At 35.5% G+C, this 25,301-nt stretch carries 27 protein-coding genes; 18 read left to right on the top strand and 9 right to left on the bottom strand.

From position 1 onward, the window contains the following. Positions 1–126 precede the first annotated feature (126 nt). Entirely contained in the window at positions 127–471 is a 345-nt protein-coding gene (locus tag F3J23_RS04850; RefSeq protein WP_167024999.1) for a DUF962 domain-containing protein, read from the top strand. Between the two features lie 216 nt (positions 472–687). Here the strand turns inward: F3J23_RS04850 and F3J23_RS04845 are convergent, their stop codons facing one another. Together F3J23_RS04845 and F3J23_RS04840 are read right to left on the bottom strand one after the other, a co-directional pair. After that, on the bottom strand, positions 688–1,152 hold the full coding sequence (locus tag F3J23_RS04845) for a hypothetical protein (RefSeq protein ID WP_167024996.1): 465 nt from the start codon (positions 1,150–1,152) through the stop codon (positions 688–690). Between the two features lie 66 nt (positions 1,153–1,218). Further along, a complete protein-coding gene (locus tag F3J23_RS04840) occupies positions 1,219–3,240 on the bottom strand; it encodes a hypothetical protein (protein WP_167024993.1) in 2,022 nt (673 codons plus the stop codon). Between the two features lie 148 nt (positions 3,241–3,388). Between F3J23_RS04840 and F3J23_RS21600 the strand changes: the two genes are divergently transcribed. After that, on the top strand, positions 3,389–4,003 hold the full coding sequence (locus F3J23_RS21600) for a DUF4377 domain-containing protein (RefSeq protein ID WP_228455267.1): 615 nt from the start codon (positions 3,389–3,391) through the stop codon (positions 4,001–4,003). A gap of 141 nt (positions 4,004–4,144) precedes the next feature. Here F3J23_RS21600 and F3J23_RS04825 read toward each other — a convergent pair whose 3' ends face one another. Next, positions 4,145–5,083, bottom strand: coding sequence for an SPFH domain-containing protein (locus F3J23_RS04825; protein WP_167024990.1), 939 nt, complete (start codon positions 5,081–5,083; stop codon positions 4,145–4,147). Between the two features lie 194 nt (positions 5,084–5,277). On the opposite strand from F3J23_RS04825, the gene F3J23_RS04820 reads away from it, so the two are divergent. The 6 genes from F3J23_RS04820 to F3J23_RS04795 all read left to right on the top strand — a co-directional run bounded on the left by F3J23_RS04820 (position 5,278) and on the right by F3J23_RS04795 (position 9,025). Next, positions 5,278–5,850 (top strand): Crp/Fnr family transcriptional regulator, encoded by a 573-nt coding sequence (locus F3J23_RS04820; protein WP_167024987.1) that lies wholly within the window; start codon positions 5,278–5,280, stop codon positions 5,848–5,850. Between the two features lie 111 nt (positions 5,851–5,961). Continuing rightward, positions 5,962–6,495, top strand: coding sequence for a YceI family protein (locus tag F3J23_RS04815; RefSeq protein WP_167024984.1), 534 nt, complete (start codon positions 5,962–5,964; stop codon positions 6,493–6,495). 18 nt (positions 6,496–6,513) lie between these two features. After that, positions 6,514–6,732 carry a tautomerase family protein gene (locus tag F3J23_RS04810; protein WP_167024981.1) on the top strand — a complete coding sequence of 73 codons (219 nt, stop codon included), beginning with the start codon at positions 6,514–6,516 and terminating at the stop codon, positions 6,730–6,732. 7 nt (positions 6,733–6,739) lie between these two features. After that, entirely contained in the window at positions 6,740–7,474 is a 735-nt protein-coding gene (locus F3J23_RS04805) for an SDR family NAD(P)-dependent oxidoreductase (protein ID WP_167024978.1), read from the top strand. Then, positions 7,471–7,923 carry a nuclear transport factor 2 family protein gene (locus F3J23_RS04800; RefSeq protein WP_167024974.1) on the top strand — a complete coding sequence of 151 codons (453 nt, stop codon included), beginning with the start codon at positions 7,471–7,473 and terminating at the stop codon, positions 7,921–7,923. Before F3J23_RS04805 ends, F3J23_RS04800 begins: the two co-directional genes overlap by 4 nt. Positions 7,924–7,951: 28 nt before the next feature. Further along, positions 7,952–9,025, top strand: a complete 1,074-nt coding sequence (locus tag F3J23_RS04795; protein ID WP_167024971.1) for an NAD(P)H-dependent flavin oxidoreductase — start codon at positions 7,952–7,954, stop codon at positions 9,023–9,025. 7 nt (positions 9,026–9,032) lie between these two features. On the opposite strand, the gene F3J23_RS04790 is transcribed toward F3J23_RS04795, so the two are convergent. Then, on the bottom strand, positions 9,033–10,388 hold the full coding sequence (locus F3J23_RS04790) for a deoxyguanosinetriphosphate triphosphohydrolase (protein ID WP_167026508.1): 1,356 nt from the start codon (positions 10,386–10,388) through the stop codon (positions 9,033–9,035). Between the two features lie 158 nt (positions 10,389–10,546). Between F3J23_RS04790 and F3J23_RS04785 the strand changes: the two genes are divergently transcribed. Further along, positions 10,547–11,173, top strand: a complete 627-nt coding sequence (locus tag F3J23_RS04785; protein WP_167024968.1) for a class I SAM-dependent methyltransferase — start codon at positions 10,547–10,549, stop codon at positions 11,171–11,173. Positions 11,174–11,200: 27 nt separating this feature from the next. Here F3J23_RS04785 and F3J23_RS04780 read toward each other — a convergent pair whose 3' ends face one another. Beyond that, positions 11,201–11,923, bottom strand: a complete 723-nt coding sequence (locus F3J23_RS04780; RefSeq protein ID WP_167024965.1) for a LytR/AlgR family response regulator transcription factor — start codon at positions 11,921–11,923, stop codon at positions 11,201–11,203. Beyond that, positions 11,923–12,996 carry a sensor histidine kinase gene (locus tag F3J23_RS04775; protein ID WP_167024962.1) on the bottom strand — a complete coding sequence of 358 codons (1,074 nt, stop codon included), beginning with the start codon at positions 12,994–12,996 and terminating at the stop codon, positions 11,923–11,925. The genes F3J23_RS04780 and F3J23_RS04775 overlap by 1 nt, the downstream gene beginning before the upstream one ends. 193 nt (positions 12,997–13,189) lie before the next feature. Between F3J23_RS04775 and F3J23_RS04770 the strand changes: the two genes are divergently transcribed. The 3 genes from F3J23_RS04770 to F3J23_RS04760 all read left to right on the top strand — a co-directional run bounded on the left by F3J23_RS04770 (position 13,190) and on the right by F3J23_RS04760 (position 15,390). After that, positions 13,190–13,618 carry a hypothetical protein gene (locus F3J23_RS04770; protein ID WP_167024959.1) on the top strand — a complete coding sequence of 143 codons (429 nt, stop codon included), beginning with the start codon at positions 13,190–13,192 and terminating at the stop codon, positions 13,616–13,618. Between the two features lie 5 nt (positions 13,619–13,623). Beyond that, positions 13,624–14,598 carry a DUF6268 family outer membrane beta-barrel protein gene (locus F3J23_RS04765; RefSeq protein WP_167024956.1) on the top strand — a complete coding sequence of 325 codons (975 nt, stop codon included), beginning with the start codon at positions 13,624–13,626 and terminating at the stop codon, positions 14,596–14,598. Positions 14,599–14,733: 135 nt separating this feature from the next. Next, a complete protein-coding gene (locus F3J23_RS04760; RefSeq protein ID WP_167024953.1) occupies positions 14,734–15,390 on the top strand; it encodes a glycosyltransferase family 32 protein in 657 nt (218 codons plus the stop codon). Here the strand turns inward: F3J23_RS04760 and F3J23_RS04755 are convergent. Then, positions 15,387–15,722, bottom strand: a complete 336-nt coding sequence (locus F3J23_RS04755) for a DMT family transporter (protein ID WP_167024950.1) — start codon at positions 15,720–15,722, stop codon at positions 15,387–15,389. The two genes, F3J23_RS04760 and F3J23_RS04755, sit on opposite strands and share 4 nt — an antisense overlap. Positions 15,723–16,775: 1,053 nt before the next feature. Here F3J23_RS04755 and F3J23_RS04750 point away from each other — a divergent pair. From F3J23_RS04750 to F3J23_RS04725, 6 genes are all read left to right on the top strand, one after another. Then, entirely contained in the window at positions 16,776–17,495 is a 720-nt protein-coding gene (locus F3J23_RS04750) for an AAA family ATPase (protein ID WP_167024947.1), read from the top strand. Beyond that, the gene (locus F3J23_RS04745; RefSeq protein WP_167024944.1) at positions 17,492–18,235 is read left to right on the top strand and encodes a YggS family pyridoxal phosphate-dependent enzyme; all 744 of its coding nucleotides are present in this window, start codon (positions 17,492–17,494) and stop codon (positions 18,233–18,235) included. The genes F3J23_RS04750 and F3J23_RS04745 overlap by 4 nt, the downstream gene beginning before the upstream one ends. A gap of 91 nt (positions 18,236–18,326) precedes the next feature. Then, on the top strand, positions 18,327–18,500 hold the full coding sequence (locus F3J23_RS04740) for a hypothetical protein (protein ID WP_167024941.1): 174 nt from the start codon (positions 18,327–18,329) through the stop codon (positions 18,498–18,500). Between the two features lie 539 nt (positions 18,501–19,039). After that, a complete protein-coding gene (locus tag F3J23_RS04735; RefSeq protein ID WP_167024938.1) occupies positions 19,040–19,678 on the top strand; it encodes a Crp/Fnr family transcriptional regulator in 639 nt (212 codons plus the stop codon). Between the two features lie 51 nt (positions 19,679–19,729). After that, on the top strand, positions 19,730–20,719 hold the full coding sequence (locus tag F3J23_RS04730) for a catalase family peroxidase (RefSeq protein ID WP_167024935.1): 990 nt from the start codon (positions 19,730–19,732) through the stop codon (positions 20,717–20,719). Positions 20,720–20,745: 26 nt separating this feature from the next. Beyond that, a complete protein-coding gene (locus F3J23_RS04725; RefSeq protein WP_167024932.1) occupies positions 20,746–20,997 on the top strand; it encodes a hexameric tyrosine-coordinated heme protein in 252 nt (83 codons plus the stop codon). Positions 20,998–21,089: 92 nt separating this feature from the next. Here F3J23_RS04725 and gcvP read toward each other — a convergent pair whose 3' ends face one another. Both gcvP and F3J23_RS04715 read right to left on the bottom strand, forming a co-directional pair. Then, positions 21,090–23,948 carry an aminomethyl-transferring glycine dehydrogenase gene (gene gcvP / locus F3J23_RS04720; RefSeq protein ID WP_167024929.1) on the bottom strand — a complete coding sequence of 953 codons (2,859 nt, stop codon included), beginning with the start codon at positions 23,946–23,948 and terminating at the stop codon, positions 21,090–21,092. 648 nt (positions 23,949–24,596) lie between these two features. Then, positions 24,597–25,244: a J domain-containing protein gene (locus F3J23_RS04715; RefSeq protein ID WP_167024926.1), complete on the bottom strand. Its 648-nt coding sequence runs from the start codon at positions 25,242–25,244 to the stop codon at positions 24,597–24,599. Positions 25,245–25,301: the final 57 nt, after the last annotated feature.

The raw sequence follows: 25,301 nt of genomic DNA, 5'->3' as shown, positions 1-25,301 counted from the left end.
ATGGCAAAAAAGTTAAACCTAATGGAGAGACTGATTTGCGATTTTGCCTTTTTTCTTTTTTACCATCAGATAAAATCGGCAGAATTATTGCTGTAACTCTATCAGAAACAACAAACTAACACTGCCATGGCTGAAAGAATCAAAACATACAGAGAGTTTTATCAGTTTTATCTTACTGAACACAGTAAAACCGGAACACGTATTTTCCATTTTATCGGAACACTGCTTGTATTCTTTGTTATAGGATATGTCATCAGCTCCGGGAAAGAACGGTTTTTATGGTATATTCCGATTTTCGGATACGGATTTGCCTGGTTTAGCCATGCTGTTATTGAAAGAAATAAACCTGCAACTTTTAAGTATCCTATCTGGTCTTTAATTTCAGATTTCAGACTGTTCTTCGAATTATTGATTGGGAAACAGAAATTTTTCACATCCAATAATCAGCCTCAAAATCAGGAACAGCCTTAGGGTTTTCTCCCTCTTTTTATTCAAAAATATTGAGTACTGTGAAGCGCAAAGGCACAGGAGTTAATCTTAATTTACAAAATCTTCAAGCGTTAAGAATATACAGTGTACAATTTTATCGAACATAAAATCCTTGTGACTTATATTTTCTAAAAACTTCTATTTCTTATTTTATGTTTTGTCTCTATTTGAGATTGCTTCATCTTCGATTCGCAATGATTACCAATCAGTGGAATTTTGTTTGTTCTGATGAAGCTTCTTCCCTATCAGATATCCTAATGAAGGCAGAACAAAAGACAATATCACCGGGAATATCAACGCCAACCCTGAACCTTCAAGAATGACAGTGAAAGGGAAAAGATATCCGTTATAAGCAATAAGTACCAGCGTAAACCAAAAGCTGTCACTATTTCCTGTGGAAAGGATATTGAAATGACTTCCGAACTGATCAAATACCCCCGAACAGATGAATAATAACACATTTACAAAAAACATCCAAAGAACGGTTCTGTAAATCATTTTTTTCCTGGCATTAAGATATCCTGCAAAGATCAGCAAAAGAGATAAAATTCCGGAAACAAAAAAGTCTGCTGCAGAAACATCTGTTTCTCCACCGGTTCTTCCAAAGAAGTACATGGCATACAGCAGAATATTGAGGAGATAGATTACCGTTACATAATTCATACATTAAATGATTCTTTAAAATAATACAGGATAAAAAGTTTAAACATTAAGCCTTAATTTCAGTTTCTATTTAAACTTTTTCTTAAAGCTGAACTTCAGTCTGTTCATCAATCCCGGTTCTATAATGTCAATCCCCAGCCCGAAATTACTATCTGCCACAGTATGGTGAGCCGTTCTGAATTCTTCAAACTCACTTTGTGGAATTTCAAGATTGATCAAAGGATGATATTCAATATAAACGGTTGCTCCATTTTTCGTTACTTTTTTACGGCTTTTATAATCAAAATAAGGATTGGAAATAGTACTTTCCTGGACCGTATACTTTTCCTCGCTGTCGATTTTCTGATCCGTATACAGATTGATCTCATATTTCTCACTATCGAAATTATGCCAGAATGGTAAATCTTTATGCATAAAATCTCTGGCACTCCCCTTTACTACGTTACGGTCAAAGTACATCAGAAAACGGTTTTTCTGCGGATCCACATAGTAAGGATTTTCAACTGTTGCCGTATATTGAATTTTCACTTCATTGAGTCTTTTATCATCACTTACGATATCAATAACCGCATCTTTGAAGACATCTCTCACATCGGTTCCATTTCTGTCATTGGAATAATTTAAACCATAAAAAAGGAAACTGTTCCAGCTGTCTATAATCTCTCTTTTATTAGTACTTTTAAAATACCTTCTCATTGCATTAGCCCTGCTGCCTTTATAAGTTGTGTTCAATCTAAGCTTTCCGCTGTTCCCTTGTACACTGAAATCTACTTTCTCATCAATACAATAATATGGGAATTTAAAAGATTTTCTTACCTGCAGTTCCTGGTCTTTTTTCACTTCCAGATAATGCATGAAGTACATAAAGCTTCTGTTTTCAATCAATCCAAACTCATCACGAACCGTTGCATCCACAAAATATTCTTCTCCTTTATAGTTGATTTTTACCACCACATGATTAAAGCTTAACAGTGACGGAAGATAATATTTGATATAATAATCCGTATTGAAATTCACCAATACGACTGATGCATCTACATCAATATAATCCAGAATTACTTTTAACAGAACCGATTTTGCCTTACAGTCTCCCTGCTTATTCTCATAGGTTACAGCAGGCTCCTGTGGTTTGTGCCCATTCATCTCATCCGCATTGAAGATATAATAAATATGATTCTGAACATATTCTATGGCAAACTGCAGCTTTTCTCCCTGATCCGCAATAGCATCCAACTTTTCAATGAGGTTGGGAGCAAAATCTTTTAAAGATGATTTACTGAAAATATCTTCATAAATAGGAACAATATAATTGGAAAGATCTTTCCAATTGCTTTCTGTTGCGAAATCAACATACGGAAAGATCTCACGCCCGGAATCCACGGGATTGATATAGTTCTCCTCTTCGATTACAAAGCGTTCCCCTTTTTTTAAATGATTGATTTCCGGTTCCAGAACATTTCCAAGATCATCTCTGAAAAAAGTCTTTTTATAAGCAATAGTCTGTTCACGGTCGTTAATAAATGTAAATTTAAAGCTGCCGTACGCCCAATAATTATCCGGACTTACCCAAACATACTTTGAGAATTCCTTTCTCAGAAAGTCGCGGTCTGTAAATTCTTTAATTCTGGAATCTTCTAAAATTAATACATCATATAACCTGAGATCTTTGATCGTAATATTGATCTTTTTATTACTGCTTAAAACACCTCCGCTGCTCTGGTTTTCACTATCAAGAACTTTAATTTTAGTATCAGGGATCTTATCGATCAATACACCATCTCTCAAAACACTGATCCTGTGGATCTGATAGACTTCATTTTCCTCTACAATAACATCCGATACTGAAGCTCTTTCCAGGTTACCAGGCTCATTCAAAGTATAAGCCATGCAAACATATTCGCTGTTTTCTGTATTGCTTGTATAATATTTCTTGTCTAAAAAGTAGCAGTAATCTCTGCCTTCGTCGGTCTGTTTTCTGGCAAATTCGGAGTCTTTGATTCGGTCTTTTATTTCCTGATCCCCGATTTTTCCTGCCCACATTTCAGGTTCTTGAATCCTGTAATTTTCAACTTGAATTTGATTATCCATATTTTTTATAATTATGTGTTTGGGTTAGAATGATTAAGAAGTTCAAATTAAACAATTAAAAAACTAAAAAGCAATAGCAGAAGTACGACAAATTATGGAAATCCAACTTCGGCATGGTAATTGCGAGGTATGGGGAAAAATCAAGTTTATGAAAAGTATAGCAACAATTCTAAAAGGGGCAGCGCCCGCATTAGCATTATTCGCAATGACGCAATGTACAACCACAGCAGGAGTATCCGCAGGTGATGAAAAAACCTTCATTGTAGGACCTCAAACCGCAGATTGTACAGGTGTAGCTCCTATGAAATGTCTGCAGGTAAAAGAAAACGCTTCCGGAAACTGGACTAATTTTTACAGCAATATTGAAGGATTTACTTATGAGCCGGGTTATGAATATGTTTTAAAAGTAAAAACAGAAAAAATAGCTAACCCTCCGGCAGATGCTTCTTCTATAAAATATACACTGGTAAAACAAGTTTCCAAAACGAAAAAAGAAGCTATGGCAGCCAACGAAAAAACACTTATTATAGGATCAGAAACAGTAGACTGTTCAGCAGGAGCCGGACGTATGAAATGTATGCAGGTTAAAGAAAACGCTTCTGAAAACTGGACCAATTTCTACAGTAAAATCGAAGGGTTCACCTATGAGCCGGGTTATGAATATGTTTTAAAAGTAAAAACAGAAAAGATCGCTAACCCTCCGGCAGATGCTTCTTCTATAAAATATACATTGATAGAACAGGTTTCTAAAACGAAAAAATAATAAAAAAACGCTTCTGAAAATTTCAGAAGCGTTTTTTTATTATTAACAACAGGAAGATGAAATCCGAAGTTATTTTTTGGACAATCAAAGAAAGTCAGCAAGTGACTACTCTTTTCAATATCCATTTCCTTTATCCTTGTTTTAAAATCCTGATTCTTTTTGAGGCGGATCGGGATATTTCCCTTTTGTAGCCTCTCCTACCGTATTGGCAGTAGTCATTGCAACTACAAGATCATTCAGCATTCCACTAGCCGCTGTAGGCGAATTGGGAAGAAGAACAAGGTTGCTTCTATTGCTTGCCCCTACGGAATGTAAAGTATCATAATGTTGCGTTACAACGATAAGTGCAGATGCTTCATGGGAATTGATATCTACATTATTCAGCATTCTTACAGATTCTTCAAGTCCTTTTGCAATTTCTCGTCTTTGGTCCGCAATCCCTTGTCCTTGTAATTTTTTAGATTCAGCTTCAGCCTTCGCTACAGCTACAATTCTGATTCTTTGTGCTTCAGACTCATATTCCGCAGCTGTTTTTTCTCTTTCTGCAGCATTGATCCTGTTCATGGCATGTTTTACCTGTTCATCCGGATCGATATCTGTTACTAAAGCTTTGATAATATCATATCCGTAACTGTTCATTGCCTCCTGAAGCTCACTTTTCACCGCAATCGCCACATCATCTTTCCTTACGAAAACATCATCCAGCTTTAACTTTGGAACTTCTGCTCTTACCACATCAAAAACAAATGAAGTAATTTGATTTTCAGGATTTTCCAAACGATAATAAGCATCTCCCACTTGACTTCTGATCACCTGATACTGAACAGAAATTTTCATTTTGATAAAAACATTGTCCAATGTTTTGGTATCAATCATGACATCGAGCTGCTGAATTCTAAGGTTCAGTCTTTTCGCAATCTGATCTATAATTGGCAGCTTAAGGTGAAGTCCTGAATGTTTTACAGCCTTGAATTTCCCAAACCGTTCGACAATAGCTGCTGTTTCCTGCTTAACCACAAAGAACGAAGCGAATAAAATGATAAGCCCGAAGAAAATAACGGGCGCTAAATAAATACCCATAGCTTTTTAGATTTTTTTAATATGTCGTTAAAAATTCTGTTTTGTTAAAACTTTTTTTGCCGTTCGTTTAAATATAAGAAAAATAAAATTAAGCATCAGAAGGTAATCATCAGGAAATTCTGCTGTTGAATATTGATCATTTTTAAATTAAAATTGTTCTGAAAAGACTTACTTTTGAATATTCATTACATATCATGGTCAATTCTAAAGAACTATTAAAGGATCATATCTCAAAATTCACTTCTCTTACCGAAGAGCAGTTTGATTATGTTTTTGAACACTTTAACCTGGTTACTTTAAAGAAAGGACAAAGCCTGATTGCGGAAGGTGATTTCGTGAATCATGAGTATTTCGTTCTGGAAGGCTGTCTGAAGGCATTTTATCTTAACGACAGCATGAAAATGTTTATTCTTCAGTTTGCCATGCCTACCTGGTGGGTAACAGATTTTGATGCTCTTTACAATAAAACAAGAGCAACCATTCATGTTGATTGTATCACCAATGCAACAATCTTATCCATTTCCAACGAAGACCGGGAAAAAATCTGCAATGAGATCCATGAGGTTGAACATTTTTTCAGATGGAGAACCAACAAAGGATATGTAGCTGCCCAGAAACGGCTGTTATCTTTTATGAATAACGATGCCAAATTCCGGTATGAAGAACTTTTGGCGATGTATCCTCAATTATACAATCTGGTTCCCAAACATCTGATTGCTTCGTATCTGGGAGTGACCAGAGAAACCCTGAGCAGGCTTCATCAATAATCTATGGTATTGTAAAACCATTTCCCCCTTTACTCCATTTTGTGAGGTACATCACGTAATTATTTTTTTTGATCGGCTGAACTTTGTCTCATCATTTAAAACCAATAAAAAATGGACACAAAAAGTTTTAAAGTCAATACTGAAAACAGTACTATCGACTGGATCGGAAGAAAAGTAACCGGAGCCCACAATGGAACCATTGGTATAAAGGACGGTAACTTCAGATTCGAAGATGGAAAATCTTTATCAGGAAAATTTACCATTGATACCCGCACTATCAAAATCCTTGATATTGAAGATCCTGAAACCAATGCACAGTTTGCCAGCCACCTTACTTCGGATGACTTTTTCAATGCCGAGCATTTTCCCGAAGCCTTTTTTGAAATCACTCATGCTGAACCTGGCGGCCAGGACTTATATTATGTAAAAGGAGATCTTACCATAAAAGGTATTACCCAGCCTTTCGACACCAGCTTCCATATTGTAGCAACAGAGCGTGCAGCGGTTTTGGATACCAAAATCGTGGTCGACAGAACGAAATTCAATATCAAATTCAGATCTTCCAATTTCTTCACCAATCTTGGAGACACTTTGATCTACAACAATTTTGACTTAAATATCCATCTTGTTGCAGACGCCTATTAATTTAAAAAATTCACCATCATGCCATTCATTAAAATAGATGTACTTCGCGAAGATCTTAACCGCGAAACAAAACAGCAATTAATCAGAAAAATCAGTGAAGCAGTAACTACTGTTTTAAATAAAGATCCTCATTTAACTCATATCATGATCAATGAGATTGAAGATGATAATTGGGGATATGCCGGAGAGCAGGTTTCAGTGTTAAAGGAACAGGGATTTTCAACAAAAAAAAAGTAAGCAGAAAATGGAAAAACAAACCATAATTATAACAGGAGCTTCTTCAGGGATCGGATTGGAAACAGCCCGCTATTTCTTAGACAGAGGAGACAATGTAATTATAAACTCGCAGACTGCATCCAAATTAGAGGAAGTTTATTATAAATTGGGAGCTGGAGAAAACCTCGCCATGGTTGCTGGAAATGTTTCGAAAAAGCAAACAGGGGAAGCCTTAGCACAAACAGCACTTGAAAGATTCGGATCTATTGATGTGCTTGTCAACAATGCAGGAATTTATGAGAACAAACCTTTTCTGGAGGTTACTGAAGACTATCTGGATCGGTTTCTAAGTACCAACTTAAAAGGAACCTTCTTCACTACACAGGCTGTAATTCCCCAAATGATCAGCCAAAAAAATGGCGTGGTTATCAATGTAGGAACTCCATTAGTATATCATGCAATTGCACAGTCTCCATCTACCGCACCTATTTCCAGTAAAGGAGCTATTCATGCATTGACCTTACAGCTGGCTGCCGAGTTTGGAAAAGATAACATCAGGGTAAATACTGTTGCTCCCGGGCTGATCAGAACTCCAATGCACAGTTCTGATCTTGATAATAATTCCGGAATACACCTCATCAACCGTATCGGTGAACCGGAAGAAGTAGCTCAGATGATTCATGCTATTGCCAAAAATAAATTAATTTCCGGAGCCATCATTAATGTTGACGGAGGAATGGGTGCCGGACATCATTTATCATGAAACTATCATTAATTATAGCATGGCTGTTCAGCTTTCCGTTGAACGGCCATGCACAAAATGTAAAGGATATGAAAACCAACCAAACAGCAGAAACTGAAATAAGAAATGTTATTGAAAATTATTATTTCAAAGGTATTTATGAAGGAAATACAGATCTTCTAAAAAAAGTATTCTATAAAGGAGCTTTGCTTTTCGGGGATATAAATGGTGTTCCTTATTCCAAAACTGCAGAGCAATATATTGAAGGAGTGGGAAGCCGTGTAAGCCCTGAAAAATCAGGAAAAGATTTTAAAGCAGTCATTCTTTCCATTGACGTTATCAATTCGATTGCAACAGCAAAATTAAACGTAAGGATGTATGATTTTAATTACTATAATTTCATAACTTTCAATATCATAGACGGAGAATGGCTCATCGTGAACAAGACATTAACGAACGTACATCCCTAATTCAAATTTCAACTAAAATTAACAAATCATGTGGAATAAAAATAGAATCACAAAATTATTGGAAATTGAATATCCTATTCTTCAAGGTCCTTTCGGAGGTGGTATTTCTACAGTTGAACTGACCACAACAGTGAGCAATTTGGGAGGTTTGGGCGGATTCGGAGCGTATACTTTATCACCTCAGGAGATCTACAATACCCACAAAGAAATACAATCAAAAACAAATAAGCCATATAACCTTAATCTCTGGGTAAATGATCATGACATCATTGATGAAGAGCACACAAAAGAGCAATATCGACAGGCTGTCGAAACATTCAAACCTTATTTTGATCTTTTGCAAACTGACATTCCTGCTCTACCACCTTCTTTTCAATCAAGATTTCAGAATCAGCTGGATGTTGTGTTCGATATTAAGCCTAAAGTCTTCAGCTTTATGTTTGGCCTATTGAATGAAAGTATCATTGAAGACCTTCATCGCCAGGGAACTATTGTTTTAGGAAATGCAACAACACTGGATGAAGCTTCTGCCCTGGAAAAAACAGGAGTTGACGCGATTGTAGCTTCCGGCTTTGAAAGTGGCGGCCATCGTCCTTCGTTTCTGGATAAGGCAGAGCTTTCTACAACAGGAACTTTTGCTTTGATTCAATTAATCAGGGATCGCGTAAAAATACCTGTCATTGCTGCCGGAGGAATTGCCAACGGACGGGGAATTGCCGGAGCTTTTAAGCTTGGCGCTGAAGCTGTGCAGATCGGGACAGCATTTCTGGCCACGGAAGAATCCGGAGCATTACCGGTTCATAAAGAGTTTTTATTTTCCGACTCAGCAAAATCCACGACTTTGACAAGAGCCTATACCGGTAGACTGGGCCGTGGAATTACGACAAAAATTACAAGAGATCTATTGGCTGCCACTGATAAAACCCTTCCGTTTCCTTTGCAAACCCATTTTATGGGAGCGCTAAGAAAAGCAGCCCTGGAACAGCAGAAAAATGATCTGGTTTTCTTCTGGTCCGGTCAGATTGCTCCACTTTTAAAGCATAAAAAAGCCTCCACTTTAATGCAGTCATTAATTGAAGAGGCTTCTGAATTATTATCATAAATAGAATTTACACGGTCATCCCGATCTCTATTCCTTTAATCTTTCTATACAAATCGGTCGCGTAGTTATCTGTCATTCCTGAAACAAAATCAATGACTCCCAGAACTTTCTGGTAATCGGTTCCGTCATTATAAATGAATTGCTTTGGAATTAGTTTCAAAGCTTTTTCATCATAAGATTTTCTATGGTCTTCAGGTTTCAGAATGGAGGGGATAAAATGATTCAGCAATTCATACATTACATTGTACCCAGCATTTTCAATTTCAACAACTGCCTTATGATTATAGATTTTTTCTACAGAAAAGCTGGCAATATCCTGTAATGCTTTATTTTCATTTTTATAGATATCAAGCAAACCATTGCCCAGATTTCCTTCAAGAATCGTTTCAAAATTGTATTTGTACATCTCTATCGACTTATTGATCAAGGCATTGATTACTTTCGCTCTCAAATAAGAAATTTGTTCATTTTCATTAGAGATTGAGTTTAATTTGGTTTCAATTCTTTGAACATCATCGGTCTCCGATTTTACCAGTTCAAAAAATAGATTTTTACAGTCTGCTGTTGAAACAATTCCCAATCTATGAGCATCTTCCATATCAATAATATTATAACAGATATCATCGGCAGCTTCTACCAGCCAGACGAACGGATGCCTTTTGAAAATATGGGGTTCTTCGCTTTCAGAAATAAGTTGTGTTCCTTTTGCGATTTCCAGAAATATATCTTTTTCATTCTGGAAAAACCCGAATTTTTTTCTGTGAATAATCCCTTTTTTCTTGGCTACTGCCTCACACGGGTATTTTGCTATACTTGCCAATGTTGAGAAAGTCAGCTGAATACCTCCTGCATCTTTCCCATGCTGTTGCTGAGCCAGTACTCGGATCGCATTCGCATTTCCTTCAAAATTTACCAGATCTGCCCACTCCTTTTCATTGAACTTTGACTTCAGATCTTTTTCATTTCGTTCAAAATAACTTGCAATGGCATCTTCTCCGGAGTGTCCGAAAGCCGGATTTCCTACATCATGACACAAACATGCCGCCGCAATAACATTTCCTAAATTATGGAGATAAAAATTTTTTGAATCTTCAGTAAGTTCATTTTTATAATCTTCCGCAATAAATTCACCAATAATACTTCCTAAACTTCTTCCTACGGATGATACTTCCAGAGAATGGGTAAGTCTGTTGTGTACAAAAACACTTCCGGGAAGAGGAAAAACCTGCGTTTTATTTTGCAGTCTTCTGAATGCAGAAGAGAAGATAATTCTATCAAAATCCCTTTGAAAATCAGTTCTTGAAGCCTTTGTTTGTGGATTGTTTCCTGTACGTTGATTGGTGAAAATCTGGTTTAAATTCATCATTTTTCAAAATTACTCCAAATTTTAATTGTACGGAATAGTATTTAGATTTTTATTCTTCAGTTCGTATGATTCAAAAAATCTATTAAAACCAATGGTTTTTCCAAAATTAAACAGGCTGAAAAGGCTTTATCTTTGAAAAGCTAAAAACATTACCAATGAAAGACAACACATGGCTTGATAAATGGGACGAAAGATACAGTAACGAAGAATTTGCGTATGGAACTAATCCCAACAATTATTTATCTGAGCAGCTGAAACAACTTAAGCCAGGCTCTATCCTTTTTCCGGCAGATGGTGAAGGAAGAAATTCTGTTTATGCCGCTCTTCAGGGGTGGAAAGCTTCTGCATTTGATATCAGTACTGAAGGCCAGAAGAAAGCTCTACAACTTGCTGAACAAAATCAGGCAGATATAGATTATAAAGTGGGAGAATTGGAAACATTGGGATATGAGGAACAACAGTTTGATGTCATCGCCCTTATTTACGCTCACTTTCCTGCTGATATTAAGTCTTCAATACATAAAATGCTGGATCGTTACCTTCGTACTGGAGGATATATTATTTTTGAAGCTTTCAGTAAAAATCACCTTGAATATATTGCTCAAAATGAAAAAGTAGGCGGCCCGAGAGATCTTGAATCCTTATTTTCTATTGATGAGATCAGATCTGATTTTCCAAACTACAGTATTATAGAACTTACCGAAACCGAAATTGAACTGAGTGAAGGTCTTTTCCATAACGGAACCGGCTCTGTAATACGGTTCGTTGGGCAAAAGAAATAACAGGTTTTCCATGGGAGAGATCAGAAATTAATCTGAATTCAGAAGACCTCCTGCATATTTTGTGAAAAACTCTGAACGATAAACTTCTCCCAGTGGGATTTCTGAATCTTCTATATAAATATTATGATTATCAAATGAATCAATATAATTCATATTAACAACGTATGATTTGCTTACTCTTATAAAGTGGTCCCCGGAGATTTTCTGATGAATGGTTTTAAGGTTCATTGCAGTGATCAGTTTTTGCTGCCTGGTATGCATTACAACATAGTCTTTCAGCCCTTCTATGAACTTAATATCTGAAAAATTAATTTTATAAAACCGGCGGTCTGCTTTGATAAACAAAAAATCTGCAGAATTGGATTCTACCGTATTTTTTATAGTATCCTTAGATAGAAGCTGGGTGTAAAGTACTGCTTTATCGATGGCTTTTTCCAGTCTCTGCGGATCAATGGGTTTTAGAAGATAATCTACAGCCTCGAGTTCATAGCTTTTCAATGCATACTGGGAATATGCTGTTGTGAAAATAATCAGTGATTTTTTGGGAAGCATTTCGGCGAATTCCAGTCCTGTTACCATGGGCATTTCAATGTCAAGAAAGATCAGGTCAACATCATTATCTTTAAGGAAATCCAATGCAGAGGGTGCATTGGAAAATTCGCCAAGGATGTCAATTTTTGAGCCCTCATCAATCAACGATCTCATTTCTGCCCTTGCTAAAGGTTCATCATCAACTATAATACAATTCATCACACGGGAATTTTTAAATTTACAATATATTCTTTATCTCCTGATTCTATCTGCAGTTCAAAGGTATCATTATAGAGAAGTTCAAGCCTTCTGATAATATTCACAAGCCCAAGTCCGCTGTTTTGTTTATCTGCAACATACCCCGCACTTCTGGAGTTGATACACATAAAATAAAGCTGTTTATTCTCAATTCTGATATCTATTTTCACATAAGATTCTTCTCCATTAAGATCAATACTGTGCTTTACTGCATTTTCAACAAAAGTGGTAAACAGATTCGGTGGAATAAAAGTAGTGTTTACGATTCTTTTATCTGTTTCTGTAAGAACTTCAAAAGAAAAATTTTCACGCCTTATTTTTTCAAGGTTTAAAAAATTAGACAGAAATTCAATTTCCGAAGTCAGTAAGGTTTTTTCTTCACTATTTTCATAAAGCTGATATCTGAGAAACTCCGAAAGCTTAACAATCACAACGGAAGCTTTTGCAGGATCTGTTCTGATAAGTGCTTTTACATTATTCAGCATATTGAACAGAAAATGAGGATTAATCTGATTTCTGAGCGCATTGAGCTCCATATTCAGAGTAAGATTGCTCAGTTCGTTGATTCTTTTATTATCGCTGATCCATTTCTGTAAAAGCTTTACGGTTGTAGTGGTTAAAATTATTGGAATACACATTAGCACGCCTTCATAAATTCCTCCTTTTTCACTATCCCGATGTACATTTTCAATCCTGAAATCCGCAAAAAAAGACCTGAAACCGGTTCCGATAATATTGAGTCCTATAACTCCCATCAAAACAAGTAAAACAAGGTAAGTGATATATTTTGTTCTGAAGAAAAACCTGGGTACCAGCACATATATATTAATGTAAACCATTGCAATCAGTATGGTATACACAAAAAACAAAGCATAGTACTGGTAAATTCCGGAATACGAATGCCAGAATCTTGCACTATACAGCATGAAGAAAAAGAAAATAAGAAATAAAAAGTGTCTCAGAAGCCTGTATTTCTTCTCCACCAGAAAATCTATTACGATAGTTTCTTCAAATTTCCATGGGCTGTATTTCATATCATCAGGATGCTTTTATTATTCACAAAAATAGACAATAACGTAATTTAAGACTATTTTATTATACGAAACCTGTATTTTATTATACGAATTATAAAGCTCTGAGATTTGGTATAAAATACATGGCGGTTTGTATAAAAACAATACTTCACCCTGCTTTTCTCTATTCCTTTGTATTGTAAAAAAAATACATATGGAATTAACAGTTTTTCACGAGTTGACACAGAAAATATCATTAGAATGCTTTTTTATGACAGAATCCCAACAGGAGGAAAAAGTAATACAGCTTATTGATCTGCATCATTTTATAGAATGCTTTGATCCGGAAATCAAAATACTGAACTGTATTCATCATCCTATTAATATTATAGAGCATCATGATCATAAGAAAGGGATTATCTTTTGTGATCTGAAGCACTCCCTTGTTCCTGACAGCAATGCTTCGGAGGAATTTAAAAGAAGATATGCACTTTCAGAGCTATGGTTTGTCTTTGTAGAGGAAACATCGGTTTCTGACATGTCCATTTATACGGATGCTATTATTGAAAACAGTCTGGATATTTTCTATGATCGGATTTTTTCATTCAATTTTTTTCAGTCTATTATTCATTCTTTAAAATAAGTCCCATGAAAACATTGAGAAGAGCACTTGTTCCTTTGGCTATACTGCCTTTCAAAAATATGACCTATGCTCAAAAAAGAGACAGTATCCCTTTAAAGGTAAGAGCCTTTGCTGCCGACAAGTTTCCGCAGGCGCGGGATTTTAATCTAGATTATACCTTAATAACTCCCTATGGTTCTTCATCAAGACTTAAGGACCATGAACTTCCGGATAATAAAGTAAAAAGTTTTCAACAGGTAAAAACCAGCGCCAATATTTATCTTATCAAAAAGAAAAGCTTTCTTCTGACGACTTCGTTGAATTATTCCTATACTTCAATGAAAACCGAAAATCCGGAAACAGCGCCGGGAATGTCTGCAAATAACAATTTCCACTACCATTCCGAAGCTCTGAATATCAACTATTTTTCAAGACTGTTTAACAAAACGGCAATTTACACAGCAAGTCTTTCTGTGGATGGAAGTGATATGCATTTTGAACGGCTCAGAGGAATGGTGACTGCTTCTGTTGTTTTAAAAGCTGATCATAAAATAAAAATGGCAGTAGGGATTGCAGGTGTTATTGATCCCAGCACCCAGATTCCTGTTCTTCCCATCTTTACTTATGAAAACAGATTTAACAATGGTTTAACCCTTGATATTCTGCTTCCCAAAAAAGTCCTGATCCGAAAAGGGATTTCTTCCAACAGCAGAATATCGCTAGGAACGGAAATAAATGGTACTTCTTTTTATATGTATAAGAACAGCAGCACTTATGAATTCCGTCAAACAGAGATTAATTCAGGAGCCATTTATGAGCATTATCTGGGAGGAAATTTCATAGGAACATTTAAAACAGGTGTGCAAACTATTCTTAGAGCAAGGATATTCAACAAACAGGAGTCTTTTAAAAATTACGAATGGGAAGCGAATTACCGCCCTTCATTTTATTTCAATATAGGATTATCATATAATCCGTTCGGAAAACCTAAATCCAAATAATTATTTACCATTTTTTATTTTAAATATTTAACTAATTCCTTAAAAAACAATCAAACGTTTAATTGAAGTAAATATTCAGCCTTATTCTTCAGGTTGGAAATCATCTTATGTTTATTAAAGGAAATACTTATAAAAATGGCTATACCTAAACAAATATTCCAGACTTTTAAAACAAAAAATCTTCCTTTGCTCACCAGATATCATATCTGGAATATGAAAAGAAAGAATCCCGAATATCAATATTTTTTTTATGATGATGCTGATATAGAAAAATTTATAAGGGAAGAATTTCCACCCAGATATATTGAGAGCTATAATAAGCTGACCATTGGCGCAGCAAAAGCTGATTTTTTCAGATATGCCATTTTGTATAAGAAAGGAGGAGTATATCTGGATGTGGACAGTGCTATTACAAAACCTTTAAGAAAACTTATAAAAACAACTGATGAAGCGGTAATCAGCAAAGAAAGACATGCCAATTTATATGTGCAATGGGGGCTTATTTTCAGTAAAAACCATCCTTTTTTAAAGAAAACACTGGAGCTGATGCTTGATAATATAGAAAACCATCGTCATCCTCATAATATACACGCTACTACCGGGCCTACTATATTCAGTGAGGGGATCAGACAGTCTTTAAAAGAAGATCCTGCCATCCCTTATACATTATTTGATGGTATTGAATTCCGTGGTTATTTAAAATTCAAATACAAATTGGGAAAATTCTTTTTATATAAAAGAAAATCCGAACATTGGAAACAACTTCAGCTTACACAGGACATCATTGTTTAATGAGTACCCATTTTTGAAAATACATTAATAACAATCACACCAATTACAATTAATGCTATTCCAATAATCGCAGGCAGATCCGGAACCTGCTTAAAAGCGATGATCCCGATCATCGTTATAAAAACTATACCTACTCCAGACCAGATGGCATAGGTAATTCCTACGGGGATCTGGCGAAGTGTAAGGCTTAGAAAATAAAATGCACAGGCATATCCTATTACAGTAACAACGGATGGCAGCAACTTTGAAAATTCTTCAGATTTTTTCAGAAAAGTGGTTGCGATGATTTCGAATATAATTGCCAGGGCAAGGAATAAATAGCTGCGTCCCATAATTGATTATTTCTACAAAAATAATAAAAGTGATCTGGCATTCCTATAAGCTATTGAAGAAAGAGTTCCATTACAATTTTTCTTTATTCTGTTCCGAAGAATATTTCGTCATACACAACATGTAAACAACTCTATTAAAACCACTTAAACCCACCCTATCGTCTCAATAAGAGTATTTAAATAGTGTCTTATTTCTTTCAATACTGTCACAAATCTATATTTCCCTATGTCATGAAATCTGACAGATGAAAAAAAAAATTAAGCTAAAAGACAGCCTTCAAAAAATAAATTTTCTTAACATAAAAATCAATTTGCGGAGAATTTTCACTGTGAGAAAATAAGCTTTAAAGCAATATTATGCAGAGCATTATTTATTATTTGTTTTATCAACTCCAATATAGAAGCCAGTAAACGATTAACGGTTTCACATAATTTTACAGTAAGAATAATTAATGTATTAATAAATTCTCAATAATGCATTAATTTAATGTAAACAAAAAATCACAAAACAATGAACCAAAACACTCATAAAACACTGATATACATCATTATGTTTTACTTTGGCACGTGATTTGAAAACAGTAATATTGCAATTGAAAGATTGATAAAAAAAAGTCAAATAATTAAAAATAATACAAAATGGTAACTTACATCGGTATCGCAACATGTTTAGTAGTATTCACTTCATATTTCATGACAGCAAGAAGAGAGAGAAACTAATTTAAAACAAAATAAGCCTATAGAATATCTATACTAATTATATTGTTTTATGTTTTTAATCTGACTCATCAGATGCTCTTTTACTCATAGGGTAAAAGGGCCCAAAAACATAAACAAAAAGATCTTAGTTTCATAACAAATTTTAATATCCAAATGAGTTAAGCCAGACATCAGTCTGGCTTTTCTTTTTGATTACAAACTTCTCTAAAGCCCGTTAATTGATTATTTCTTGGTAGTTACTACTCCTTCCCTGGCCTACCTGTTTATTCTCATTCAGGATTCATACCAGCATTTAATAAAACTTTATCTTTGTGTATTCAAGAATATTCAATCATGAATTTGTATAACCTCATCATTCAAGATAAAGAACAGGTAGACCTTAACGAAGTGTTTCTCGATAAAAACAACAGAGACCAGCTTGTACAGCTTATTAAGGAACACTCTTATGTAAAGGAACTGCAGGAATACGGTTTGCCGGTTAATCATAAAATTTTGCTTCAGGGGAGTTCCGGATGTGGAAAAACTATGACTGCAAAGGCGATTGCTACTGCATTAGGTAAGAATATCATTATCCTTAATCTGAGTAATATTGTTTCATCCCGTATCGGAGAAACTTCCCAGAATATTAAAATGATTTTCGATAAAGCAGCACGGGAAAGGTCTGTACTTTTTCTTGACGAACTGGACCAGATTGGAAAAGCAAGAGGAAGTGATGATAAGGATGTTGGTGAAATGAGAAGACTCGTTAACACATTGATCCAGCTCATTGATTATTATCCTGAAAATTCACTTCTGCTGTGTGCTACCAATCACCCGGAAATTATTGACACAGCATTATTGAGACGTTTTCAGCTCAAGGTTAATTATGAAATGCCTTCGGATAAGTTTCTGGATACTTTTTACGATCAATTGCTTAGTCAGTTTCCGGAAGAGATGAGAAATATTGAAAGGAAGTATTCCATTTCTTTTGCTGAGGCTAAAGATCATGCTTTAACTTCTGTAAAGGCAGCTTTAATCAAAAAGCTGGAAGCCAGAGAAACCATTCGGTCATGAAAGAAGATATTCTCCATAATATTTCCGTTATTAATGAACGAATCAGAAATGCCTGTGAAAAGGCAGGAAGAGATATCCGTGAGGTTAAATTATTGCTTGCAACCAAAACCGTTTCTGCGGAGCGTATCAAAATCGCTTTAGAACATGGCCAGACCCTCATTGCAGAAAACAAAGTACAGGAGCTCAAGGAAAAGTATGAAGGCTTAAAGGATATTCCCCATCAAAACCACTTTATAGGGCATCTTCAAACTAATAAAATCAAAGATATCCTGAAATATAATGTCATATGTATTCAGTCTCTTGACCGTCTGGATTTAGCGGAAAAACTACATCAAAGACTTTTGACGGAGAACAGAACTATTGAAGTACTGATTCAGGTAAATACTTCCAGCGAAGAAAGCAAGTTCGGAGTTGACCCCAATAAAGCCATTGAGCTGACCCGTAAGGTTTCCCAATTTTCGACTTTAAAAATAAAAGGATTGATGACCATTGGTTTGTTTAGTGCTGAAACTGAAAAGGTAAGACAATGTTTTAAAATTCTGAAAAACCTTCAGCTGGAGATCATCAAAGAAAATATCCCCAATGTGGAAATGAAAGAACTTTCTATGGGAATGAGCGGAGATCTGGAAACAGCAATTGAAGAAGGCGCTACAATTGTACGGGTGGGAACTGCTGTTTTCGGAGCGAGAATCTATCCGGATAGTTATTATTGGAACGAAGGAAAAAAAGAAACAAAGTAATGATTTGATTGAAAAACAATATTTCATTTTAGTCTATAAATTCGGTATACTTTTTGATCATAAAACTTTAGTAACCAAACAAATGCATTTTATGATTAAAAAATTATTCCTGAGCTGTCTGTTCCTGACAGTATTATTCTTTTATTCATGTGAAAAAGAAAACACACAGATGAAAAGTGGAATTTCAATTGAAACAATTTCAATTATAACAGTACTTACAGTGGGTATAGCCATTCTGATTGCCTACAGCTTTAAAAGAAGATAATGAAATAAAAACTACAGATTACAGCACCTCTCAATTCGGGAGGTGTTTTATATTTTGAATTAAAGATCATAAAAAGCTTTTATTAAAGACTAAAAAAGGTATTTTTGTGAACAGAACTAATAATCAAACTTAAATAACCTAAATGAAATTATCATTTCTTATAGCAACAATTTTTCTTCAACTTTTGCTGGTTGTCATTTCTCAATTGCTTGATAATTTCGAGATCATCCTAGGAATTTTTATCGCATGCTTAGTCATAGGAGCCTTTATTCATTTCTCAAAATCAGTAAAAAATTCTTTTCTTAAAAATTTGGGTTTCGGTCTTTTTTATGGGTCACTCATCTCCTCGGTAAGCGTGGCGGGTTTTATGATCTGGCTTTCTTATAACTTCCCGAAATGATACTTAAACATTATTCAATTAGGTTCTTATTTCACTTAAGATGTGTACTTTTTTGATTTTTTCAGCTTAAGTTTTTTTATTTTTAACGGAATATAGCATAATTTTAATGCTGATATTTACGATAAAAACACAATGACTTATGGCGAATACCAATATCCTTGAAAAATGTCTGCCCGATTTTGGAAAAGAACTTATAGAAGAGATTGAAAAATCGGGAACTATCAAAATATTTTCCAGCACTGAATATATTGTAAAGCAAGGGCAGCTGATCCGCTATTTACCTATTGTTTTAGAGGGCAACGTAAAGGCATATAGTGAAGAAGATGGTATGCCATTTTTACTGTATTATATCCAGCAAGGATCCGCTTGTATTTTTAGTTTCGTTCATCTATTTAATCAAAATCCTATTGATTTTACAGCTGTCTCGGAAGGAAAATCGGTTATCCTGCTTATCCCAATTGATAAAGCTAAACAATGGCTCATTCAGTTCCCATCATTTAACAGTCTCATTATCGATGCTTTTCAGAAACATTACAATGATTTACTGCATACCACGAAACAGATTATCTGCTATAAACTTGAAGAAAGACTTTGGGATTATTTAAAAACCAAAGCAAAAATTTCCGGTACGTCTGAGCTTACTATATCCCATAAAAGCATTGCTGATGATTTGGGCACTACGAGAGAAGTGATCTCAAGATTGATGAAAAAGATTGAATTGGATAAAAAAGTAATACAAAATAATAGAAAAATAAAGGTATTGATCAGTGACTTTTGATACTGATATTGAAAATGACAGCTTTTATTTTTGTGGCATAAAATAAAAAGTATGAAACAATATTCAGGGAACATCATCAAAACACTTGCTTTTGCAGCCATTATTTTAACAGGCACAAAAATACAGGCACAGACGGTTTCCACTCCTCAACAAATGGTAGATGCACTGCATGGAACTTTTGGCAAGCATTCCAATGCAAGAGCTGTACATGCAAAAGGAATTATTTTACAGGGAACATTTATTCCAGGTTCAGAAGCTAAAAAAATTACAAAAGCTGCTCATTTCCAGAATAAATCTACTCCTGTTACTCTCCGTTTTTCAGATTTTACGGGAATTCCGTCCATTTCGGATACGAACCCTTTATCAAACCCAAGAGGATTAGCCATTAAATTCAATTTGCCGAGCGGGCAAACTACAGACATTATTGCCCACAGTTATAATGGTTTTCCAGTGGCAACAACAGATGAATTCAGACAGTTATTACAAGCAATTTCTTCAAGTGGTCCCAATGCACCGCATCCAACTGCTCTTGAACAATTTTTTGTAACACATCCCATTGCCAAAACTTTTTTAACATCACAAAAGCCTGCTACTACGAGCTTTGCAACACTGTCTTATTATGGTGTAAATTCATTCAAATTCACCAATCAAAAGGGAAAATCAAAATTTATCCGGTATCAGTTTATTCCTGTTGAAGGTGAACATTTCTTAACGAAAGAAGAACTGGCAAGCTACAGCCCTGATTATCTATCAGAGGAAATTACAAAACGTACCGCAACAAAGCCTTTTCAATTTAAACTATATGCACAAATCGCTGAAGAAGGTGATGAAATTGCCAACCCGTCAATAGCATGGAGTGACAGTAGAAAATTAGTTCTTTTAGGGACAATCACCATCAATGCATTAGGAGACAATAGTACACAGGGAGACAAAAAACTATCTTTCCTTCCCAACAATATTACCGATGGCATTGAGATTGCTGATCCAATGCTGGATGATCGTTCAAAAGCGTATCCAATCTCTGTAAAAGAACGTCAATAGATATTATCAAATTTAAAAACAACAAAATGAGTGAACAAATTCAACTAGTACCCAACAATTCCTTATTAACAAAAACACCTGAAGAAGGAAGGCAATTAGCCGTAAAAATGGCCAGATTAATTATTAAAGTAACACAACCTGATGCTGCAGTTCGTGAAAAGTTACGCCCTGTGTATGCGGATGATGCATCCATGCTGATTGCGATAGGACAAACGGTTGCAACGGAATTTGCGACTATTGCAGCAGCCAATAATTATTGGAGAGAAGCCAAAGAGTAAGCAGTACATTGCTTCGCTTTACCCTCAATGATGATAAAAACAAAAATCCCTCTCATTTACTGAAAGGGATTTTTATATTTTAAAAACTAAGATTACATATAAGCTTCAATTGGCTCACAAGTACATACCAAGTTTCTGTCTCCATATGCTTCATCTACTCTTGATACAGAAGCAAAGAATTTGTGGTCTCTTACCCACTCCAGCGGATAAGCTGCCTTTTCTCTGCTGTATGGTTTATCCCAAGAGTCAGAGATTACCAATTGTTCTGTATGTGGAGCATTTTTCAATACGTTGTTTGCCGGATCTGCTTCACCGTTTGCAATTTCATCGATTTCTTTTTTAATAGAGATCAATGCTTCAGCAAAACGATCAATTTCAGCTTTACTTTCAGATTCAGTAGGCTCAATCATCAATGTTCCTGCAACCGGGAAAGAAACCGTAGGAGCATGGAAACCATAATCCATCAATCTCTTCGCCACGTCTGCTACTTCAATTCCTAATGATTTGAACTGACGGAAATCTACGATACATTCGTGAGCTACTCTTCCGCTTTCGTTTGAATATAAAATCGGGAAGTGTTCTGCTAAGATTTCTTTCAGGTAGTTAGCATTCATGATTGCATGTCCTGTAGCTTTTTTAAGTCCTTCTGTACCTAACATTTTGATATAAGCATACGAAATATTAAGGATCAGACCTGAACCGTAAGGTGCAGCAGAAATACCGTCGATAGCTTCTTTAGAACCGATTCTGATATTCGCATTAGAAGGCAGGAAAGGTACTAAGTGTTTCGCCACACAGATTGGACCTACTCCAGGACCTCCACCTCCGTGAGGAATTGCAAATGTTTTGTGAAGGTTAAGGTGGCAAACGTCTGCTCCGATGTTTCCAGGACTTGTAAATCCTACCTGAGCGTTCATATTTGCACCGTCCATATATACTTGTCCACCATGTTCGTGGATTAAGTTTGTAATTTCTTTGATATTTGCATCGAAGAATCCGTAAGTAGACGGATAGGTGATCATTACAGCAGATAAGTTCTCTGAATGCTGTTCTGTTTTAGCTTTAAGATCTTCGAAATCAATTTCTCCGTTTTCAAGATTCTTAACTACAACGATCTTCATTCCTGCCATTGCTGCAGAAGCCGGGTTTGTTCCGTGTGCAGACTGAGGGATCAATACTACATTTCTGTGGTGGTCTCCTCTTGAGATGTGATATTCTCTGATCACCATTAATCCTGCATATTCTCCCTGAGCTCCGGAGTTTGGCTGAAGAGAAGTTCCTGCAAAACCTGTAATTTCTGCTAAATCTTTCTCCAACTCACGAATCATTTCCTGATAACCTTCCGCCTGGTTAATTGGAACAAACGGGTGAATTGCACCCCAGTTTTCCCATGAAAGCGGTAACATTTGAGTGGCTGCGTTCAGTTTCATCGTACAAGATCCTAAAGAGATCATTGAATGCGTCAATGATAAATCTTTTCTCTCAAGACGTTTGATATAACGCATTAACTCTGTTTCTGTATGGTATCTGTTGAATACTTCTTCTGTAAGAATTTCATCCTTTCTCAGGTTTTCTTCAGGAATGCTGTATCCTTCTTTTATTTCTAATTTAAAGCCTTGTTTATCTTTGAACTGAGCAAAGGAGGCCATCAGATAGTTCAGTTTTTCTAATGTAGTACTTTCGTTGATCGCAATACTTACCACTCCTTCCGTGAAATAATTCAGGTTAATTCTGTGGTCCTGCATCATTCTCATCAATCTGCCTTTCTCATCTTCAGCCATTATGATTTTCACGGTATCGAAGATTGGTTCTTCTACAGCCTGATAACCTAAAGCAATAAGCCCGTTTTTCAAAGCATTTGCTTTAAAGTGAATCTGATCAGCAATATAATTTAATCCTTTTGGACCGTGATAAACGGCATACATACCCGCCATTACAGCTAAAAGAACCTGAGCTGTACAGATATTGGAAGTAGCCTTCTCTCTCTTGATGTGCTGCTCTCTTGTCTGTAATGCCATTCTTAAAGCACGTCTTCCGTACATATCCTGAGAAACCCCGATGATTCTTCCAGGAATATCTCTCTTATAATCTTCTCTACAAGCAAAGAATGCAGCATGAGGACCTCCGTATCCTAATGGAATACCAAATCTTTGTGTAGTTCCTACAGCACAGTCGGCACCCATCTCAGCAGGAGATTTCAGCTTCACCAAGGCCATTGGATCACAAGCAACTGCTACCTGAAGGTCTAATTTTTTATATTCTACAATATTTTCAGTGTAATCCAGTACGATTCCGTTTTTACCTGGGTATTGTAATAAAACTCCATAATAAGAAGCATCGAATGCATGATCTTTGTGATCTCCTATCACCACTTCAATTCCTAATCCTTCTGCTTTGGTTTTCAATACAGAGATCGTCTGAGGCAATACAAGGTCAGAGATAAAGAATTTATTAGCTTCTGCTTTTTTCTGATCTTTAGTTCTGTTGTTGAAGAACATGTGCATTGCTTCTGCAGCCGCAGTAGATTCATCTAACAGAGAAGCATTGGCTAAAGCAAAACCTGTAAGGTCACATACAACAGTCTGGAAATTGAGAAGAGCTTCTAGTCTTCCTTGTGCTATTTCTGCCTGATACGGAGTATAAGCCGTATACCAGCTAGGGTTTTCAAAGATATTCCTTTGGATTGCTGAAGGCAAAAGTGTATTGTGGTATCCGAAACCGATATAGCTTGTATAATCTGTGTTCTTAGATGCCAGTTCTTTTGAATGATTCAACATTTCATATTCCGAAAATGGTGCTGAGATCTCAAGATCTTTTTCTAAACGGATAGAAGAAGGAATGGTCTGAGAAATTAACTCTTCAATACTAGAAACGCCAAGTTTTTCCAACATCGCCTGCTTATCGGCTTCATTCAGGGAAATGTGACGGCTCACAAACTGTTCTGTATTCATTTTTATTTATTAGATTTTGTTTGTAAAAAGATGGGTAAAATTACAATTTTCTGAACGATTGTACAAGAGCATACAATTGGTGATAATTCACTAAACTATTTAGAGCACCAAACCGAATTTTCTTTTAATCAGTCCTTATAATAGTTTACTTCATTTTAAACAACCATCCTTATCATTTAACAAATAATACTCAACAATAAAAGAAATTCACAACCGATAAAACATTTGACTATAAATTAAAATACATCATGTATATCTGAAGAGCATTATCCCTTTTACAAAAAGCCGATTTAAAAATCATTTCTTTGCTCATTATGTTTATTCTTTCAAAAAACAAAATTAATTGAGATTTCATAGAAAATCCGGAAGCTCACTATAGTAAAATTCTAATGCTTATTTTCTGTGAAAAGGGCGCTGTAACTGCTATTCATCAGGTTTAAAGAATTTTATGAAATTTTATTAATTATATTTATTCTAAATTAATATATTTGCAACATGAATATGATTGTCCCATTTAAAGTTCCGCCTTTGGCTCCTGTTTACGCATTCAATAATGAAGAGATGTTCTGTGAAAAGAAATCCTGCTGTAAGAAATTCAAGAAAGGGAAAAGGTGTAAAAAATGTCCGGGAAGGAAGAAGATGGCTTAATCAGCTGAAATTTCTGATCAACATATATACCGCAATTGCCAGGATAACAATTCCCCAGATCAGCATCATAATTTTAGGCTGACCGTATCTGTTCACAACTGTTCTAGGCTGAGGCTTAAACATTTCTTCTACAGTATTTTTGAGTTTTTCTGTATCATTTTCAAAAACCTCTGTGATGGTAATTCCCTGCACTACCGTTTTATGCAAAAGTGAATTGGTTGCATGAAGCAAAAGCTGAAATTTTCCATCCTTAAATTCTGTGATCTTAAAGATTCTTTCTCCATAAGGCTTTTCCAATCCGAAAGGCAATACTTTCACTACATCAGCATTGCTTGTCTGCCAGTTGATGATAATCTCCTCCCCTTTTTTAGCATGTATTTTATTAGCTGTAAAGGTTTTGATGGCAGGAGGAACATTATATCTGAAACTTCTCTGATGATTTTCTAAATTCTGATCATAGCTACGTCTTCTTACCGGATCATTCAATGTTTCATATGCTTCCTGAATCTCACGAAACCGGTCTGCGAAAAAATCATCATTTTCATTTTTATCGGGATGATATTTTAAAGAAAGCTTCCGATAAGCTTTTTTGATGTCTTCTTCTGAAGCATCCTGAGAAATACCGAGAAAATAGTAGTAGTCTTTCATTGAACAATACAAAAATAAGGATTTATTTTTCTTTGTCTTTGATATTTACAGTAAAAA

Source organism: Chryseobacterium sp. Tr-659 (genome assembly GCF_011752975.1).
In the GTDB taxonomy this organism is placed as follows: Bacteria; Bacteroidota; Bacteroidia; order Flavobacteriales; family Weeksellaceae; genus Chryseobacterium.
This window is presented reverse-complemented; position numbering and strand designations above follow the sequence as displayed.